The sequence below is a fragment of the Brevibacterium linens ATCC 9172 genome (assembly GCF_900169165.1).
Taxonomy (GTDB): Bacteria; Actinomycetota; Actinomycetes; order Actinomycetales; family Brevibacteriaceae; genus Brevibacterium; species Brevibacterium linens.
This window is the reverse complement of the sequence record NZ_FXYY01000007.1, coordinates 16,959-35,734: the sequence shown is the minus strand read 5'-3', so window position 1 is coordinate 35,734 and position 18,776 is coordinate 16,959. Positions and strand designations below refer to the sequence as shown.

16 protein-coding genes are annotated in these 18,776 nt (G+C 64.3%); 11 read left to right on the top strand and 5 right to left on the bottom strand.

Translation table 11 applies throughout. The features are described from left to right. Nucleotides 1–6: 6 nt before the first annotated feature. The 3 genes from BLIN9172_RS07470 to BLIN9172_RS07460 all read left to right on the top strand — a co-directional run bounded on the left by BLIN9172_RS07470 (nt 7) and on the right by BLIN9172_RS07460 (nt 3,859). Nucleotides 7–2,343, top strand: a complete 2,337-nt coding sequence (locus tag BLIN9172_RS07470; RefSeq protein WP_101554494.1) for a hydantoinase B/oxoprolinase family protein — start codon at nt 7–9, stop codon at nt 2,341–2,343. 88 nt (nt 2,344–2,431) lie between these two features. Then, nucleotides 2,432–3,226 carry a hypothetical protein gene (locus BLIN9172_RS07465; protein WP_101554493.1) on the top strand — a complete coding sequence of 265 codons (795 nt, stop codon included), beginning with the start codon at nt 2,432–2,434 and terminating at the stop codon, nt 3,224–3,226. 177 nt (nt 3,227–3,403) lie between these two features. Next, a complete protein-coding gene (locus BLIN9172_RS07460) occupies nt 3,404–3,859 on the top strand; it encodes a Fur family transcriptional regulator (RefSeq protein WP_101554492.1) in 456 nt (151 codons plus the stop codon). Nucleotides 3,860–3,928: 69 nt separating this feature from the next. Here BLIN9172_RS07460 and BLIN9172_RS07455 read toward each other — a convergent pair whose 3' ends face one another. Together BLIN9172_RS07455 and BLIN9172_RS07450 are read right to left on the bottom strand one after the other, a co-directional pair. Continuing rightward, nucleotides 3,929–4,342, bottom strand: coding sequence for a CobW C-terminal domain-containing protein (locus BLIN9172_RS07455; protein WP_101554491.1), 414 nt, complete (start codon nt 4,340–4,342; stop codon nt 3,929–3,931). 90 nt (nt 4,343–4,432) lie between these two features. Further along, entirely contained in the window at nt 4,433–4,963 is a 531-nt protein-coding gene (locus BLIN9172_RS07450; protein ID WP_101554490.1) for a CobW family GTP-binding protein, read from the bottom strand. A gap of 45 nt (nt 4,964–5,008) precedes the next feature. Between BLIN9172_RS07450 and ykgO the strand changes: the two genes are divergently transcribed. Next, on the top strand, nt 5,009–5,131 hold the full coding sequence (gene ykgO, locus BLIN9172_RS07445; RefSeq protein WP_098730823.1) for a type B 50S ribosomal protein L36: 123 nt from the start codon (nt 5,009–5,011) through the stop codon (nt 5,129–5,131). A 3-nt stretch (nt 5,132–5,134) separates the two neighbouring features. Here ykgO and BLIN9172_RS07440 read toward each other — a convergent pair whose 3' ends face one another. Continuing rightward, nucleotides 5,135–5,788, bottom strand: coding sequence for a GntR family transcriptional regulator (locus BLIN9172_RS07440; protein WP_170286942.1), 654 nt, complete (start codon nt 5,786–5,788; stop codon nt 5,135–5,137). 525 nt (nt 5,789–6,313) lie between these two features. Between BLIN9172_RS07440 and BLIN9172_RS07435 the strand changes: the two genes are divergently transcribed. Together BLIN9172_RS07435 and BLIN9172_RS07430 are read left to right on the top strand one after the other, a co-directional pair. Beyond that, a complete protein-coding gene (locus tag BLIN9172_RS07435; protein ID WP_205751072.1) occupies nt 6,314–7,984 on the top strand; it encodes an APC family permease in 1,671 nt (556 codons plus the stop codon). Nucleotides 7,985–8,140: 156 nt separating this feature from the next. Beyond that, nucleotides 8,141–8,455: a hypothetical protein gene (locus BLIN9172_RS07430; protein WP_101554488.1), complete on the top strand. Its 315-nt coding sequence runs from the start codon at nt 8,141–8,143 to the stop codon at nt 8,453–8,455. Here BLIN9172_RS07430 and BLIN9172_RS07425 read toward each other — a convergent pair. Beyond that, on the bottom strand, nt 8,436–9,350 hold the full coding sequence (locus BLIN9172_RS07425; protein ID WP_101554487.1) for a molybdenum cofactor guanylyltransferase: 915 nt from the start codon (nt 9,348–9,350) through the stop codon (nt 8,436–8,438). The two genes, BLIN9172_RS07430 and BLIN9172_RS07425, sit on opposite strands and share 20 nt — an antisense overlap. Nucleotides 9,351–9,559: 209 nt before the next feature. Here BLIN9172_RS07425 and BLIN9172_RS07420 point away from each other — a divergent pair, with 209 nt between their 5' ends. The 5 genes from BLIN9172_RS07420 to narI all read left to right on the top strand — a co-directional run bounded on the left by BLIN9172_RS07420 (nt 9,560) and on the right by narI (nt 17,970). Beyond that, a complete protein-coding gene (locus BLIN9172_RS07420; RefSeq protein ID WP_240812183.1) occupies nt 9,560–10,906 on the top strand; it encodes an MFS transporter in 1,347 nt (448 codons plus the stop codon). Beyond that, a complete protein-coding gene (locus BLIN9172_RS07415; protein ID WP_101554486.1) occupies nt 10,903–14,688 on the top strand; it encodes a nitrate reductase subunit alpha in 3,786 nt (1,261 codons plus the stop codon). The genes BLIN9172_RS07420 and BLIN9172_RS07415 overlap by 4 nt, the downstream gene beginning before the upstream one ends. A 62-nt stretch (nt 14,689–14,750) precedes the next feature. Further along, nucleotides 14,751–16,403 carry a nitrate reductase subunit beta gene (gene narH, locus BLIN9172_RS07410; protein ID WP_025778444.1) on the top strand — a complete coding sequence of 551 codons (1,653 nt, stop codon included), beginning with the start codon at nt 14,751–14,753 and terminating at the stop codon, nt 16,401–16,403. A gap of 2 nt (nt 16,404–16,405) precedes the next feature. After that, entirely contained in the window at nt 16,406–17,242 is an 837-nt protein-coding gene (gene narJ / locus BLIN9172_RS07405) for a nitrate reductase molybdenum cofactor assembly chaperone (protein ID WP_101554485.1), read from the top strand. After that, entirely contained in the window at nt 17,239–17,970 is a 732-nt protein-coding gene (gene narI / locus BLIN9172_RS07400; protein WP_101554484.1) for a respiratory nitrate reductase subunit gamma, read from the top strand. Before narJ ends, narI begins: the two co-directional genes overlap by 4 nt. A 41-nt stretch (nt 17,971–18,011) precedes the next feature. Here the strand turns inward: narI and BLIN9172_RS07395 are convergent, their stop codons facing one another. Continuing rightward, nucleotides 18,012–18,749, bottom strand: coding sequence for a helix-turn-helix domain-containing protein (locus tag BLIN9172_RS07395; RefSeq protein ID WP_170286941.1), 738 nt, complete (start codon nt 18,747–18,749; stop codon nt 18,012–18,014). Nucleotides 18,750–18,776 lie beyond the last annotated feature (27 nt).

The following is an 18,776-nucleotide window of genomic DNA, read 5'->3' as shown; positions in this document are numbered from 1 at the left end:
AGGACAATGACGACTACAGATTCACCACAGATCGCCCACACACACTCGCACCCGACTCCGGAGACGCACCTCACCGCTGAGGAGCAGGAATGGGTCAATGCGTTCATGAACGATACGACGCTGTTCTTAGGCCCTGATCCGGAGATCATGCGTGAGCACAGCATCGCCGAGCGCACCCCGCTCGAGACGCGGATCCTCGCCAACGACCTCGACCCGCTGGTCGCCGATCGGATCCGCCGGCGCTTGGCCGGAGCGCTGGACGAAGCGTTCGAGATGTGCGAGAGCATGGGTGCTGCACCCGGCGCGAAGTGGGCCGACCTCTCCGTTGCTGTGTACACGGCCTCCGGCGATGTCGCCTATATGTCGAACCGCGGAGTCATCGCGTTCTCCGCTGTTCTCCACCACCCGATCCGCCACATCATGAAGTACTGGAAGGATGAGCCGACGGTCGGCATCAACCCCGGTGACGGCTTCTTCCACAACGATGCGCGCTTCGGCATGGTCCACAACACTGACCAGTCGATGCTCGTGCCGGTGATGCGCGAAGGCGAGGTCATCGCCTGGGTCGGTGCGACGATCCATGAAGGCGAGAACGGTGCTTGTGAGCCCGGCGGTATGCCGTCCGGCTCGGAGACGCCCTTCGACGACGGTCTGCGCGGCTCCCCGATGAAGATCGTCGAGCGCGGCAAGCTGCGCCGCGACCTCCTCACCTTCCTCCAGCACTCCACCCGCGACCCGAAGCTCATGCTCGCCGACATCAAGGTGAAGATGGGTGCTGTCAAACGCGTGATGGACATCGTCGATCAGTCGATCGAAGAGTTCGGAGTCGAGACCTTCGTGGGTTCGATCCGGATGACCGTCGAGGACGTCGAAGAGGAAGTGCGCCGTCGCATCACCGAAATGCCCGACGGCACGGTGACGGTCAACCAGTTCGTCGACTCGACGCTGAAGGAGAACATCCTCATCAAGTTCGCCGCGAAGGTCACCGTCAATGGCGACCGGCTCATCGTCGATCTGCGGGGCACCGGACCGGAGATCATCAACCGGGCGATCAACTCACCGTTGGCATCGACGAAGGCGTTCCTGTCCCAGGCGATCCTGTCCTACTGGTGGCCGGACCTGCCGCGTTCGACCGGAGCCCTGTCTCCCATCGAGGTCATCTCCGACGAAGGCACCTGGGCCGACTGCAGCTACGATGCTCCGACCGGGCAGAACCTGCAGGCTTCGTTCCGCGCCTTCAGCGCCCTGCAGATCGCCTATGCGAAGCTCCAGTTCTCTGTCACGGAGAAGTATGCGAACGTGCTCGCCCCCTGGTTCAACCAGATCAACAACTTCCTCTGGGGTGGAACCACGCAGCATAGCGAACAGGTCGGCAACCTGTGTGCTGACCTCAACGGAATGAGCGGCGGCGCAAAGCCCTTCCAGGACGGTGAGGATGCCGTGGCTCCTCTGTTCTGCGCAATGGCCGACACCGGTGAACAGGAAGTCATGGAGGAGGAAGTGCCGTTCCTCCAACTGGTGAGCAAGCGCGTGGTGCGCGACAACCAGGGTTTCGGCAAGTTCCGCGGAGGCATGGGCTACGAAATGATCGTCGCCGCACGGAACACACCGAACTGGGGCTTCATGACAGTGACCTCCGGTGCGAGTTTCTCCTCCGTGGCCGGACTGTTCGGCGGCTACGGCTGCCCGACCTACCCGCTGGCGATGGTCAAGGGCATCAACATCTTCGACATCGTGAAGAAGGACCCTTCGCAGTTCGACCTCTCGATGGAACGGGTGATGAACGAGCAGCCCTTCGAAGGCGGGAAATACCAGACCTACCACATGGGTCTGCAGTTCGACGTCGCGCAGGAAGGCGAGCTGTACATGATCGCCCAGGGTGCCGGCGGCGGCTACGGAGATGTGCTCGAACGCGATCCGGAGAACGTCTTGGAGGATCTGCGCCTCGACCGGATCTCCGACCGCGTCGCCCGGGACATCTACCAGGTGGCCTGGGATCCGGAGACCTTCGCCGTCGACGCCGAAGAGACGCAGCGGATGCGTGACGCCGAGCGTCAGGCACGACTGAAGCGATCCAAGCCCTACGCCGAGTTCGTCAAGGAATTCGTCAAGGAGGAACCACCGGCAGATGTGCCGTACTTCGGCTCCTGGGGCCAGGAGAACGACGAACATCTCTACGCCACCGTCTGGGGCCACAACGGCCCCGAGCGGGTGGAGGGAACCGTCGATGAGATCCCGCTCATCACCGTGCCCAACCGGCACGTGGTGAAGATCGGCCAACTCGAGGAACGCATCCGCGAACTCGAAGAACGCTACGAAGAGGTCACCCAGCACCGGACCTGAGTCCGGCCGGACCTCCCGGAACCGGCACCCCGATTCAGGGGTGCCGGTTCCACCGGTTCACAACCCCGCACCGATGAAAGGAAGCATGATGTCCGCCCGACTCACCGCGCTGCTCGAGACCACCGATGGTCCGCCCAAACTGCTCCTCGACGCCGCCGCCTACGCTCAGCACGTGATCCTCCAGGATCGGCCCGTGCCCTGGCACGATGCCACCGCATTCTCCAACCATCTCTCCAGCATACAGTCGCTGCTCGGATCCGACATCGTGCTCATCCGCCTCGACGACATGCTCGCCGAGGAGATCGAATCGAACTCGGCACTGCGCGAGGCGATGACAGTGAAGACCCGCAAGGGCTTCGCTCTGCGTGCCCTGCTCAGCGATGAGAAGCTGCGTGAAACCGCTCAGGCCCTCGTCCGCACCGCCGCCGAGACCCAGCGCAGCCCCGTCGTCGTCCAACTGCCGTCCCCGAAGGCGCTGCTCTTGGCCGCGGATGCGGCTGCCGCGCCGGGCAGCGGACACGAGTTCGATGACGATGATGCCGAGAATGCCGCCGTATACGGCGCCGATTGGATCCGCGGCTTCGCTTCGGTCGGCATCGAAGGCATCATCTTCGACGAACGCAGCCACCTCTGTCCCGCCGCGGTCTACCAGCCGATCACCAACACCACCGAGCACTTCGGAGTGCTGCTTGGCCACCGCCACGACGAGACTCTGTACTTCAATCCGAGCACAGAGATCCCGATCGCAGATCCGGAGATCTTCACCGGCACCGAGGCGGCCGTCACCGGATCTGTCCTGTTCGCTGAGATCCCCGCCGAGGCGGTTCCGGAGACCGTTCTCGAACGTCTCACCGCACTGCGGGAGGGCCAACCCGTCAGCTGAATTCGAAATCTGACCCGCGGTGACAACGGCCGTCCTCGCCCACCCCGGCGGGGACGGCCTCTTTCGGTCGCCTCGGCGATGGTGTGCTTATATGGGAGGCACGCACCGGCCGAGTGCGCAGAACGGTTCGCACGATTGAGCGATAATGGGTCCGGCGATGCCAGAGAGGGGACGGACATGAGCGCACAGACATCTGGGAACGCACACCCAAGGAAGACGCGCAGCACTGCACAAAAGGCCCTCATCCGCTCAGCCCTGGAAACTGAGACCCGTTTCGTCTCTGCCAAACAGCTTCACCGCCGGCTCGAAGACGAAGGTGCCAGCGTCGGGCTGGCCACCGTCTACCGGCAGCTCAATGCCCTCGCTAGAGGCGGCGCCGCAGACACGATCACCATTGCCGAGACCCAGCTCTTCCGCGCTTGTTCACAGACCGAACACCACCATCACCTCGTCTGCGAGAACTGCGGCACCGCTGTTGAGATCGACCCGCCCAGCGAAGACTGGATGCGCAAGGTCGCCGAGAAGAACGGCTTCGAGGTCACCCATCACGTGTTCGAGATCTTCGGCCTGTGCGCCGACTGCCGGGGCGGCAGCCGCAGCCGGGTGACGACAGAAGGCACTTCAGCTCGGTGAAACCGCAACAGCTTGGTGCAGGGACCGAGCTGCTGCAGGTTCACCAAGCTGGAGCCGGAAAAGACCAGCTCAGCCGCGGCGGGCGGAGTCCCAGGCAGGGAACTCATCAACGTACTGCAGCCATGCCATCGGCCCGTCCAGCAGCTCAGCATCGGTGAGGACCGCGCTCTCGAGCGCTGCACATAGCCCCGCCTCATCGAGGTCGATGCCGATGAACGCGAGATCCTGGCCGAGCGCCAGCAGCTCGGCACCATCACCGGGCAGAGGATCAGCCGTCAGCGGTGCCAGCGTGAGCAGGGTGCCCGCCTGATCCCAGTGCGCTGTCACATAGGGCCGAGATGCCAGTTTGGCGAATCCGGCAGAACGGACGATCCGACCCCAACAGTCCCTCCCGAGTGCAGCCTCGAGCACCGCCTGCAGCCGCCGGGGATGAAACGGCCGCGGCTGTTCGAAACGGCACACGCGGACACCACCGGACTGCATCTGCGGCCGAAACTCCGAGTTGAGTATCGCCGTCTACCCCGCAGCAGGAGGCCTCTGCCCGAACCGCCAGCACACGGGCTCATGCACGGCTCAATCGCGGAGCAGGAACCGCTGCGCTTCGGACGCGAGATGCGCGACCAAAGATTCAGCCGCCTCGATCCCCGTCGAAGCGGAGGCATCGGATGCCAACAGCGCCAGGGTCGAGGCGAATTCGATTTGCCCGACCAGTGTTCCGGCGCGAGTCTCGGACTCGAGATCACTGTGCAGGCAGGCCAAGTCGAGCACACAGACGAGGTCTGTGAGCACGGCCCGCGATTCCGCAGCGCTGAGCGCTCCGATGATCTCCGCGCAGTCCGCATCATCGCCGTACTCGAGGACGAAACCATGCACTCCCGCAGTCATTCCGACCAGATCGACGAGGCGGTCGATCGCATCGATGCCCTGCTCAGTCTGCTCGGCGGGCACGAACACATAACCGCGATCCCTGGCCAGCCCCATCGCATAGCGCCTGCGCTCGCTTGTGCAGAGTCCGACGACGGCGATCGCTTCGATTCCGTCGAGAACAGGGCTTCGGCCGCGCTCTCCTGATTCCCGCATTCGCTTCCCTCCGGTCGAGAACATAGTATTGAATCTAATGCTACTCATTCTCATTAAGGAGTCACGCTCATGCAGGTTCGTCGTTCACTGCGTTCGTTGAAGTCCCAGCCCGGTTCACAGGTTGCGCGCCGCCGCGGACGCGTCTATGTCATCAACAAGAAGAATCCCCGATTCAAAGCCCGCCAGGGCTGAACCTCAGCCGCGCTCGAAGAGCTGCGGGGCCGTCTCGGCGAGCAGGCGGGTGTGCCGGATATGGGCAGACATGGCCGCCTCGGCGGTTTCGGCGTCACGGATCTCGAGCGCACGCAGGATCATCCGGTGCTCGGCGAAGATATCATCTTTGCGACGACTCACCTGCGGAGCGACCAGTCGACGGCGATAGTAATGGCTGAGGTTCCACAGGTGGTCGACGGTCGCGCGCAGCCGGTCCGCTCTGGCGGCGGCCATGATCGCCCGGTGGAAGTCACGATCGCGGTCGAGGAACTCACCGGGTGAGTCCGCGGCCTCGACCGCCTCGGCGAGCTGAGCGAACTCCGCTAGCGATTCAGCAGTATGGGCAGGCATCGCCAAGGACAGCAGCAGCGGTTCGAGACGCTCCCGCATGAGGTACACCTCGCGGCATTCCTCGAGACTGAGCTCGGTCACCCAGGCACCGGTCGCCGGCACGAGAGTGACGAGTCCGGCATCGGACAGGCTGCGCAGAGCTTCGCGGATGGGAATCCGGCTGACGCCGAATTCGGCAGCGATCTCCTCCTGCCGGATGCGGGCACCCGGCTGCAGCCGTCCGCCGATGATTCGGGTGCGCAGTTCGGCCGCAATCGCGGCACTGCGCGCCGGATCATGCACCATCGCCTGACTCCCCTTCCCGGACCGTTCCCTCACCGAGGCGGCTCCCCCGCCCCGTAAGACGTTCCCCGAGGCGGCCCCTTCCTGACCAGGAAACCGCGGCCCCACCGCACAACGTTCCCCGCTGTGAAGCTCAGACCTGCAGTGAAGCATAGACCTCCGCGGCGACGCGCGGGGCGGTCAAGAAAATGCAACCCAAATGCAATCAGGCCGATTCGCGGCATTTCCGCACCAATCTGCCCTGAAGAGATTCTGTGAATGAATGCGCTGATCGGATCCGATCCGTCATTTCCCCTTGTCATGCAGCCCCGATATTCCGGTCCCTTTCCCACCAATCACAACACCATTGGATCCAATTCCGAATCGCTCCGGACATCGCTGGGAAGACTGAGTATCTTCGCTGGTCATTGGTTGTATATAGACGCAAGCGCAATCGGCCGCTGAAGCCCGAAAAGGTCATTGACATCACCATTTGAGCGGCGCACACTTCAACAGTCGAAAACTGAATTCACAATCGAAAGGCCAATGATGTCCGTTTTGAATCCCCCGACGTCCGGAGCTGCGGCCTCCGGGCCGGGCAGACCGATGAGGGTCGACGTCCGCAATGACAAAGGTCTGAAGAGAGATATCGGCAAAATCGGCCTGCTGTTCACCGGAGTCGGTTCGATCATCGGATCCGGTTGGCTCTTCGGTGCCTTCAACGCCTCGGTGATGGTCGGCCCCGCCTCGCTGATCTCGTGGGGCCTGGGCGCGGTGATGATGATCTTCGTGGCGCTCAACTATGCCGAACTCGGCGTCATGTTCCCCGTCACCGGCGGCGTCATCCGCTTCCCGCACTTCTCATTCGGATCCTTCGCGAGCTTCACCTCCGGCTGGATCACCTGGCTGTCGGTCGCGGCGACCGTGCCGATCGAGGTCATGGCGGCCGTGCAGTACGCCTCGAGCTACCTTCCCTGGCTCATGCACACCGTCGACGGCGTCGCGGTCCTCACCGGCCCCGGCATCGCAGTGTCGATCGCACTTATGCTCGTCTTCAGCATCATCAACCTCTACGGCGTCTCGCTGTTCGCGCGGTTCAACAACGTGCTCGTGTGGTGGAAGCTCGCCGTCATCCTGCTCGTCATCGTCGTGTTCTTCGCGCTGGCGTTCAATCCCGGGCACTTCACCTCCCAGCAGTTCGGTGGCTTCGCCCCGAACGGAGTCGCCCCGATCCTTGCTGCGCTGCCTGCCGCAGGCATCGTCTTCTCCTACCTCGGCTTCCGTCAGGGTGTGGAATTCGCCGGTGAGACGACGAACCCGCAGAAGAACGTGCCCTTCGCCGTCGTCGGGACGATCCTCGTCACCGGCCTCATCTACATCCTGTTGCAGGCCGCGTTCATCGGGGCGCTGCCCACCGACCTGCTCAAGGACGGCTGGGCGAACCTCGCGTTCACGAATGATGCCGGCCCGCTGGCCGAGATCTCGCTCCTGCTGGGTGCCGTGTGGCTGGCGATCATCCTCTACGGCGATGCGATCATCTCCCCCGCCGACACCGGCCTGATCTACACTGCACTGGCTCCACGCCTGTCGTACTCTCAGGCGAAGGTCGGCAACGCACCGCGCGCACTGGCCAAGCTCAACAAGCACGGCGTTCCCTGGATCTCGCTGCTCGTGGTCTTCATCGTCTCGTGCATCATGTTCCTGCCGTTCCCCTCATGGGCCAAGCTCGTCGGGTTCATCACCTCGGGAACTGTGCTGTCGTTTGCCACCGGCCCCGTCGTGGGCGCCGCCCTGCGCCGTCAGCTGCCTGAACAGGAACGTCCGTTCAAACTGCCCGGCGGTGACGGGCTGCCGATCATCGGATTCGTCTGCGCGAACCTCATCGTCTACTGGACAGGCTGGGAGACGAACTGGAAGCTCTTCCTCGCCGTCGCCATCGGCTATGTCGTCATGACTGCCCACCACCTCTTCGCCACGGACAAGTCGCGCCTGCCCGACCTGAAGATGCGCTCGGGTTGGTGGATGATCCTGTGGATGGCAGGACTCGTCATCCTCAGCCTCATCGGCCACTACGGCGGCGGGCTCGACATCATGGGCTTCATCGTCGGCGAGATCGTCACCGTGATCTTCTCGATCATCGTCTTCTACGTCGGCATCTCCTGCCGCCTGACCCCCGAGGAGGCCGTCGAAGCCGTCGAACAGACCCAGATCGACGACTGATCAATCCCCTCGCCGAGGCGGCCGCCGCCTTCCCCCGACGACCGCCGTATCCGGCCCGCCCCGACACCCTCGCCGAGGCGGGCCGGACTTATTCACGGTCGAAACGGCGGGCCCGCCATCACACCTGCGCTAGGGTCGGTGACCAAGGAGGACGAGATGCCCAGAGACTATTCATCGGACCGCATCGCGGCGATGGCGGCCGAACTCTCGGCCGCCGCGCAGACGTTGGGAGTCCCGCTCCCGGATACGCAGCCCGCCGTCGAGCTCGTCGCTGAGCTGCTCGATGCCAGCGCACGCTGGTCCGACGAGACGGGGACCCGGGCCTCAGGACCCTTCGGAACTTTCCTCGCCGGCTGCGTCGACGGGGCAGACCTCGACGACCAGGTGGTCGGCGCGGACCGTGACCGCCGGGGGCTGGACTTCGTCGACAGCTTGGTGAACGGGCTCGGGCTCAGCCCTGAGAGCGAGTGAGGGTCCCCTCCACATGAGCCAGCGCTTCCGCGAGTGAGGCTCCGCCCTCCCTCGTCGCAGCGTGGAGCCTGCCGGCGAGGAATGCGGCGACGACTGGACTGAGCGATGAGTCCGAATGCTTGACGTGCGAAGCGAACTCGAGCACGGCCGCGACCTCGTCATCTGTCATCCACGCCCCTTCCGGAAGTTCGGCGGCTGCGAGATCCCGCATCCGCAGCACCTGCTCCGGTACGGCTCTGGCGCCACCTGGAGCGTCGGCACCCGCCGCAGTCCCGTCCCGAGGATCGCCTGCCGTATCCGCGCCCGTGGCCCAGATTCTGCGGGCGACGCGCTCGTACTCCTCACGGGTGTCGAAGTCGACGATCTCCGCGGGGTCGACGTCGACAGGTGCGACCTCGAGTCCGCTGAAGAGGAGTTTGACCGCCCTGTCCTGTGTCAGGCCGATATCGGCCAGGCGTCGACGCAGCAGCGCAGTCGGCCACGCGGTGCAGAGGTACTGGAGCTTGCCGCGATCATCGACGCCGGCGGCAGGCTGCCCGGACTCCCGGCTCGCGACGATGAGCGCCCGCAGATGGTCCGGCCGCACCAGCGGCATGTCCCCGGCCAGGATCACGGTGACCTCGGAGTCATCCATCGCCCGGGAAGCGGCTTCGATTCCGGCCAGAGGGCCCGAGAACTCGGGCTCCTCCCGTACGCTGCCGACCGAGTCCACCTCGGCGTCCGTGAGTCCGTCAGTGGTTCCGGCCACCCACACCTCCGCTTCCGGCACGGCCTGTCGGACGGTGCCGAGGATGCGCGAGATCACCGTCTGCCCGCCGAGGCGGACACCTGGCTTGTGAACGCCCCCGAACCGCCGGGAGCGACCGCCGCTGAGTATCATCGCTGTGATCGACATGACTCGATCATACGCTTTTCTACAGACAGTAGAATCAGTCACACAATTATGACGTATATCACTTTGTGACCCCGTGGGCGAGGTCCGACCTTCCACACAGACGCGGCCCGAGCGGCCTCCTGATTAAACACGGTGGAAACTGTTCCACTTTCCCCTCAACTCTGCTGTGATGGAAAGCAGTCGGCACATTCGTCGTGGAGGGGCAGAATATGTCACAGCCTGAGATGCATCAACCATCGACCGCCGGATCACCTGCTTCGGCTACGAATGCGCAGCGGACCAGAGCACTGATCTTCGCTACCGTCGGCTTCACTGTGACGTTCTGGGCCTGGTCGCTCATCAGCCCCCTGGGACCACACTTCGTCGAGGAGAAACTCACCGACGACTCGGCGCTGCTCGTCGCCGTGCCCGTCCTCGTCGGCTCGCTGGGACGAATTGTCGTGGGAGCGCTGACCGACCGCCTCGGCGGACGTTTCATGATGTCATTCATCGCCCTCATCACGGTCATTCCGGTGCTCTTCGTCGGCTTCATCGGCCAGTACAACTACGCCACGCTCATCGTCGGCGGATTCTTCCTCGGCGTCGCCGGCACGAGCTTCGCCGTCGGCGTCCCCTACGTCAATCGCTGGTTCCCCAAGGAGTCCCGCGGTTCAGCCATCGGCGTCTACGGCATGGGCATGGGCGGTACCGCGATCGCGGCCTTCACTACCGTGCCCCTGTACAACATCTGGCCGCAGCTGCCCTTCGTGGTCGCAGCCGTCGTCCTCGTCATCTACGCGCTCCTGGCTTTCACGTTGATGCGCAATCCACCCGACTGGCAGCCTGTGCGCCAGAACCTCATCACCACCCTGGGACAGACGCTGTCGGTCAAGCTGACCTGGCAGGCTGCCTATCTCTACGCTCTCGCCTTCGGCGGCTATGTCGCTTTCTCCGTCTACCTGCCGACTTACCTCAACAACGACTATGGCCTCGAACCCGCCGATGCATCCCTGCGCATGGCCGGCTTCGTCATCGTCGCAGTCATCACCCGCCCGCTGGGCGGAATCCTCGCCGATCGCCTCGGGGCGGTGAAGGCCCTCGGCGTGGCCTACTCACTCGTCGCCATCTGCGCCATCGCCCTGTCCTTCCACCCCGTGGAGTTCATCGTCTACAGCTCAGAGTTCATTGCGATGTCGGCAGGCTTCGGACTGGCCTCCGGTGCGACCTTCGCGCTCATCGCGCAGCGCTCGGATCCTGCAAGAGTCGGCTCGATCACGGGCTTCGTCGGCGCTGCCGGCGGACTGGGCGGATTCGTCCCGCCGCTCCTGCTGGGAGCGATGTGGTCGGCGACCCACGACTACTCGCTGGGTCTGCTGCTGCTCGCCGGCTTCACGGTCATCGCGCTCCTCATCACACTCTGGATCGGCGCCAACCCGCCGACGACGGCCGAAGCCGTGGACCATCATGATTCCGCCGCGGCAGCCCCCAGCGCCGGCTCGAGCGCAGAGCGCGCCGGAACCGACAGCGACCCGACGGGTTCGGGTATCAGCGACGACGACAAGGAGACACGGTCATGACCACCGAGAATACGGCGCAGGGCAGAAACCAGTACACGCCGACCGATTCCTCGCCGCCGGAGGCCGTCCGTCCGGGCACCGACAACTCGCTCATGGACACGCTCATCGGAAGCCGGAAGTTCTTCACCCCTCGGGCGACGATGAGCGAGGACAAGCGCGAGATCCACTACTCCGGCGGGCGGCAGGGCGACTCCTTCTATCGCAACCGCTGGTCACACGACAAAGTCGTCCGCTCCACCCACGGGGTCAACTGCACGGGTTCGTGCTCCTGGCACGTCTACGTCAAGGACGGACTCATCACGTGGGAGTCCCAGGCCACGGACTATCCCAGCCCGGGCCCGGACATGCCCGAATACGAACCGCGCGGCTGCCCTCGCGGAGCCTCGTTCTCCTGGTACACCTACTCCCCCACCCGAGTCCGCTACCCCTATGTCCGCGGCGCACTGCTGCGGCTCTTCCGCGAAGCCAAGGCCGCCAACGGCCACGACCCAGTGCTGGCGTGGAAGTCCATCGTCGAGGACCCGGTCAAGGCCCGCCGCTACAAATCAGTCCGCGGCAAGGGCGGACTCGTGCGCGCGACGTGGGCCGAAGCCGTCGAGATCGTCGCCGCCGCCTACGTCTATACCGTGAAATACCTCGGACCCGACCGCACCACCGGCTTCTCCCCCATTCCGGCCATGAGCCCGGTCTCCTTCTCCTCCGGAGCCCGGTTCCACCAGCTCATCGGCGGCTCGATGCTGTCGTTCTACGACTGGTACGCCGACCTGCCGCCGGCGTCCCCACAGGTCTTCGGCGACCAGACCGACGTGCCCGAGTCCGGTGACTGGTGGAACTCCTCCTACCTGATGATGTGGGGGTCGAATGTTCCGTTGACCCGCACCCCGGACGCCCACTGGATGGCCGAAGCCCGCTACCACGGCCAGAAGGTCATCTCCATCGCCCCGGATTATGCGGAGAACGTGAAGTTCGCCGACGAATGGCTGGCACCGGCCACCGGCACCGACGGCGCCCTGGCGATGGCCATGGGCCATGTCATCCTCAAGGAATTCTTCGTCGACGCGACGACGGACTACTTCGACGGCTATGTCCGCAAGTACACTGACCTGCCGTTCCTCGTCGAGCTCGAACCCGACGAGACCGGTGGATTTCGACCGGGCCGCTTCGTCACCGCCACCGATCTCGGCTCCGCAGCCACGTCCGAGGCCGACACCGAGGATGCCGACTTCAAACCCGCCCTGTGGGACAAGGCCACGAACTCACCGGCCGTGCCCAACGGCACCCTGGGCCACCGCTTCGCCGCCGACGGCGAAGGCAAGTGGAACCTCGACCTCGAGGACATCGACCCGGCCCTGTCCATCGCCGAGGCGACCGACGGCATCCGCGATGCCGTCGAGGTCACGCTGCCGCGCTTCGATACCGCTGCCCAAGGCGAGATTGACGAGATCACGCGCGGGGTTCCGGTCGTCCGCCTCGGCGAGAGGGTCATGACCACGGTCTTCGACCTCATGCTCGCCGAATACGGGGTGGGGCGGCCCGGCCTGCCCGGGACGTGGGCGGAGAACTATGAGGATGCGACGAGCCCGAACACCCCGGCCTGGCAGGAGGCGATCACGGGAGTGCCGTGGCAGGCAGCAGCCCGCATCGGCCGCGAATTCGCCGCCAATGCGCGGGACTCGAAGGGCCGGTCGATGATCATCATGGGTGCGGGCACGAACCACTGGTTCCACTCGGATCAGACCTACCGCACCTTCCTCACCCTGACCACGCTGTGCGGAACGCAGGGAGTCAACGGCGGCGGCTGGGCCCATTACGTCGGCCAGGAGAAGATCCGTCCCTTCACCGGATGGCTGCACCTGGCCAATGCCCTGGACTGGGTGCGCCCGCCGCGGCAGATGACGCAGACGACGTACTGGTACATGCACACCGATCAGTGGCGCTATGACCAGTTCGGGGCCGATATGCTCTCGGCGCGGGCCGGACACGGAAAGTTCACAGGGATGTCGACCGCCGATGCCGTCGCTCAATCCGCGCGTCTGGGCTGGCAGCCGTACTATCCGACCTTCGACGACAATCCCCTCGACATCGCCGAGGCGGCCAACCAGGCGGGCAAGACCAGTGCCGAGCACATCGTCGACGAGCTCAAGGCCGGAAGGCTTCGCTTCGCCGTCGAGGACCCGGATGCGCGGAACAACTATCCGCGCATCTGGTCGATGTGGCGGGCGAACACATTGGGTTCCTCCGCCAAGGGCGACCAGTACTTCCTCAAGCACCTGCTCGGTGTCGACAATTCGGTCTCCGCCGAGGAGACGCCTGAGAATCTGCGACCGCGCGACGTCGACTGGCGCGAGGATGCTCCCCAGGGCAAAATCGACCTGCTCCTGACCCTGGATTTCAGGATGACCACGACGACGCTGCATTCGGACGTCGTATTGCCGGCGGCCACCTGGTACGAGAAGCACGACCTGTCGACGACGGACATGCATCCCTTCGTCAACACGTTCAACCCGGCGATCTCCACACCGTGGCAGTCACGCAACGATTGGGAGACCTGGGCGACGATCGCCGAGAAGTTCTCCGAGCTCGCCCGCACTCACCTGGGCACGCGAACGGATGTCGTGGCCCAACCGCTCCAGCACGACAGCCCGGACGCCCTGAACACCCCGCACGGACGGGTCAAGGACTGGAAGTTCGGCGAATGCGAACCGGTGCCGGGCAAGACGATGCCCAAACTCGTCGAGGTCGAACGCGACTACACCGCCATCCACGACAAGTACACCTCGATCGGTCCGCTGCTCGAGTCCCAGGGGATGAACGCCCGCGGCATCCGCTATGACGTCGATCATCACGTCGAACGGCTGCGTCGGCTCAACGGAGTCGCGAGCAAAGGTGCGGGCAAGGGCCAGCCGCGACTGGACACCGACCGGCGCGCCGCCGACTACATCCTCGGTCTGTCCGGCACGACGAACGGGCTGATGGCCACCGAGGGCTTCACCACCCTCGAGCGGCGCACCGGGCAGAAGCTGGCAGATCTCTCCGCCGAGCACGAGGGCAAACAGGTCTCCTTCGAGGATGCGAAGGCTGCCCCCGTGCCGGTGATCACCTCCCCGGAGTGGTCGGGCTCCGAGTCCGGCGGACGCCGCTACTCGCCCTTCACAATCAATGTGGAGCGGCTCAAACCCTGGCACACACTGACCGGACGCTATCAGTTCTACGTCGACCATGACTGGTTCATGGAGATGGGGGACGCACTGCCGACGTTCCGCCCGCCCCTGGACATGAATGCTCTGTTCGGCGAACCGCAGATCGGCGACTCGGACGGCACCGCGATCGCGGTGCGCTACCTGACCCCGCACAACAAATGGGCGATCCACTCGATGTATCAGGAGAACTTCTTCATGATGAGCCTCGGCCGCGGCGGGCAGACGATCTGGATGAGCGTCGAGGACGCCGAGGCGGTCGGCATCGCCGACAACGACTGGATCGAGGCGATCAACCGCAACGGCGTCGTAGCCGCCCGCGCCGTCGTGTCCCATCGGATGCCGCAGGGGACGGCGTTCATGCACCACGCGCAGGAGCGAACGGTCAATGTTCCGCTCACTGAGACGACCGGACAGCGCGGAGGCATCCACAACTCCCTGACACGGATCATGATCAAGCCGACTCACCTCGTGGGTGGGTACGGCCAGCTGTCGTTCGCCTTCAACTACTACGGGCCCACAGGCAATCAGCGCGACGAGGTGACCGTGATCCGGCGTCGCAGCAACCAGAACGTGGAGTACTGAGCAGCCGTGGCCCACACAGACGATCAGCACCAGACACCGACTCGGGGACAGGAGGCACACTGATGAGAATCATGGCGCAGATGGCGATGGTGATGAACCTCGACAAATGCATCGGCTGCCACACATGCTCGGTCACGTGCAAACAGGCGTGGACGAACCGCAAGGGCACCGAATACGTGTGGTTCAACAATGTCGAGACCCGGCCCGGGCAGGGCTACCCGCGCGGCTACGAGGATCAGGAGAAGTGGCAGGGCGGCTGGGCGCTGAGCAGGAACGGCCGGCTCAAGCTCAAGGCCGGCGGCAAGCTGAAGAAGCTCGCGTCCATCTTCTCGAATCCGAAGCTGCCGGGCATCGAGGACTACTACGAGCCGTGGAGTTACGAATACGACAACCTGCTCTCGGCTCCGGAGCAGAAGCACATTCCCACGGCGCCGCCGAAGTCCCTGCTCACCGGCGAGCGGATGGACATCAAGTGGTCGGGCAACTGGGATGACGACCTCGGCGGGACGTATGCCAAGGCCGATCTCGATCCGATGCTCAAGTCGATCGGCGACAAGGTCAAACTCGAGTTCGAAGAGACCTTCATGTTCTACCTGCCGCGCATCTGCGAACACTGCCTCAACCCCTCCTGCGTCGCCTCCTGCCCATCTGGTGCGATCTACAAACGCGAGGAGGACGGGATCGTGCTCGTCGACCAGGACTCCTGCCGTGGCTGGCGGATGTGCATCTCCGGATGCCCGTACAAGAAGATCTACTTCAATCACCGCACCGGCAAGGCCGAGAAATGTACGTTCTGCTATCCGCGCATCGAAAACGGTGAGCCGACTGTCTGTGCGGAGACCTGTGTGGGTCGCCTGCGTTATATCGGGCTGGTCTTCTATGACGCCGATAAAGTCACCGAGGCGGCGTCGGTCCCCGATGAGAAGGACCTCTTCGCCGCGCAGAAGGACCTCATCCTCGACCCACATGATCCGGATGTCATGGATGCCGCCGAGCGGGCAGGCATTCCGCACGACTGGATCATGGCCGCCCAGCGGTCCCCGGTGTACAAGCTCATCAAGGAATACGACCTCGCGCTGCCGCTTCATCCGGAGTACAGGACGATGCCGATGGTCTGGTACATCCCGCCGCTGTCGCCGGTCGTCGACGTCGTCAAGGACACCGGCTACGACGCGGAGAACGCCGTCAACCTCTTCGCCGCGATCGATGAGCTGCGCATCCCCATCGAATACCTCGCGAACCTGTTCACCGCCGGGGATACGGATGTCGTCGCCGATGTGCTCCGCCGAATGGCAGCGATGCGGGCATTCATGCGCGATATCAATATGGGCATCGAGCCCGATGTGCGCATACCCCATGCCGTGGGGATGACTCCGGAGTCGATGGAGGAGATGTACCGACTGCTGGCGATCGCGAAGTACGACGAACGTTATGTCATCCCCGCCGGCCACTCCGAGCAGGCCCACAGTCTCGAAGGCATCGGCACGGACTGCCCGCTCAATGCCGACGGCGGACCGGGCATGAACGAGATGCCCGATGTCGCCTCCAGAGGATTTGCGGGCACCTCTGGGATGTCGGACCCGCTGGCCGAACGCAGCGCAGAGGACGAGGGAGAACGCTCGCATCTGCGTGGTCGGCTCAACTTGCTCAACTGGGACGGGAAGGGGCGTCCGACCGGCCTGTTCCCGACCGTCGACGGACCGGCAGGGGCCTGACGATGTACCGACCTCTGAAGTTCCTGTCCAAATGGACGAAACGCGCCGCCGACCATGCCGAGTCGGGCGGACAGACTGCCCCGGGAATCGACGATTCGGCATTGCATGCCGTCTTCGCGGCGGCATCCTGGCTCATCGACTACCCCGGTGACGATCTGCTCGAACGGCTGCCTCAGATCTCTGCGCTGCTCGACCAGGCGGGAGTCCCCGATCATCTCAAGGACGATCTGGACGAGACGATCGGCCACCTCGGTGCCGGTGATCCCATCGGACTGCGCGCCGACTATGTCGAAACCTTCGATACCAGGCGGCGCGGTTGTCTGTTCCTTACCTATTTCTCGAACGGCGACACGCGCAAGCGCGGGCAGGCGCTGTTGGAGATCAAGGAGATCTACCGGGCGGCAGGGCTCGACATGGACGAATCACAGCTGCCTGACCATCTCACCTATGTGCTCGAGTTCGCCGCCGGGCACGATCTTCGCGCCGGGGTGCGGATCCTGCTGTCCAACCGGGCCGGGATCGAACTGCTGCGTCTCCACCTCGACGAGATCGGCTCGCCCTGGGCCGGAACCATCCGCGCGGTCTGCGGCACCCTGCCCGCCCTCGACGGAGACGACATCCATGCCGTCGAACGGCTCGCTGCCGAAGGACCGGCCACGGAGACGGTGGGACTCGACGGACTCGGAGGATACGGCGATCTTCCGCCGAGCGCGGCCGAGACCACCGCGGCGATGACGGCGGCTGCCTCGGTGTCGTCTGGGGCGGCTGCGGGACCGTGTTCGGCCGGTGGCAAACAGACATTCATCCCGCTGACGGACGTGACAGGAGAGCGATCATGAACTCACCGACGGTGCTCGAGACGTTCCTGTGGGTGATCATCCCCTACATGGCGTTGGCCGTGTTCATCCTCGGTCATATCTGGCGGTTCCGACGTGACCGCTTCGGTTGGACGACGCGGTCGTCGCAGATCTACGAGTCGAAGCTCCTGCGCATCGGTTCCCCGCTGTTCCACTACGGAATCATCTTCGTCTTCCTCGGCCACGTCGTCGGCCTGGTGATTCCGAAGTCGTGGACTGCGGCGGTGGGCATCACCGATCACATGTATCACTTCATGGCGATCACGATCGGGCTCGGCGCAGCTGCGGCCACGGTCGGCGGGCTGGTCCTGCTCATCTACCGTCGCAGAACGAACAATCGGGTGTTCGGTGCGACCACCCGGCTCGACAAACTCATGTATCTCATGCTCTCGGTCGTCATCCTCGCCGGGGTCTATTCGACGATCTTCGACTCGGCACTCGGCGGGTACGACTACCGGGAGGGCGTGTCCGTATGGTTCCGACAGTTCTGGGCATTCCAACCCGATATCGCCCTCATGTCGACCGCCCCGATCGGATTCCAAGTGCACGTGCTCGCAGCGATCCTCATCTTCGCGCTGTGGCCCTTCACCCGACTCGTCCACGTCTTCGCCGCACCACTGGGATACCTGACCAGGCCGTACATCATCTATCGGTCGAAGGACAGGCAACGTCAGCCCCAGCGTCGCGGCTGGGAGACCATCGACTACTGAGACAGGCGAAAGGGGGACGGACGGTCAATCGAGACTGACGGTCATCGCGGGCGGTCGCCTTCGCCTTTTTCGCCATCGGCCCTTTCGGTATCGGCCCCTTCCGCATCGGACGCTTCGGCTTCAGTGCCTTCTGTTTCAGCGCTTTCGGCATCGAGCGGATTCGGGCATCGGTGTTCGCGAAGCAGGATCTGGCAACGGGTCTCTTCGACATAGGGCTGCAGGCGGTCGAGTTCGAGCGGTCCCGGCACCTGGCTGAGGAGGTCTCTGACGATCTTCGCGTGAATACCGCAGGCGATCGCGCGCTCCTCGCCGACCATCCGATAGTGCGGGCACGGTGCCAGCGAGATCCGCAGGTCCTCTGAATCGGGCTCGGGCTCCATTCCCGAATCGTCGAGATGTTCGTAGAGCAGATCGAATTGGGCACCTGCTTCGTCGCCCAGTTCGTCGAGCTCCGCCGGCCTCAGTTCGGCTCCGGGCGCGAGGAGGCAGAGCACTTCGTGGTGTTCGCGAGCGCGAGCGATGCGTTCGGCTGCGGCCGCGTTCGACTCCGGATCGTCGACCGGATGGTAGACCATCGGCGGCCGCCCCCGCTCCCCTGTCGATTCGGACTGCAGGTAGACGAATCCTTCGTCGATGAGCACTCGCAGGTGGTCACGGGCGGTGTTGATGTGCAGACCGGCCTCTTCGGCGAGCTCTTTGAGTCGGCTGCCCGGGTGGTTCTGCACAGCGCCCAGCAGCAGGACTCGGCTGACCTCGGCCAGTCCTCGAAAATCGTTCACTCTTCGCGGCATGTCAACACATCCTTG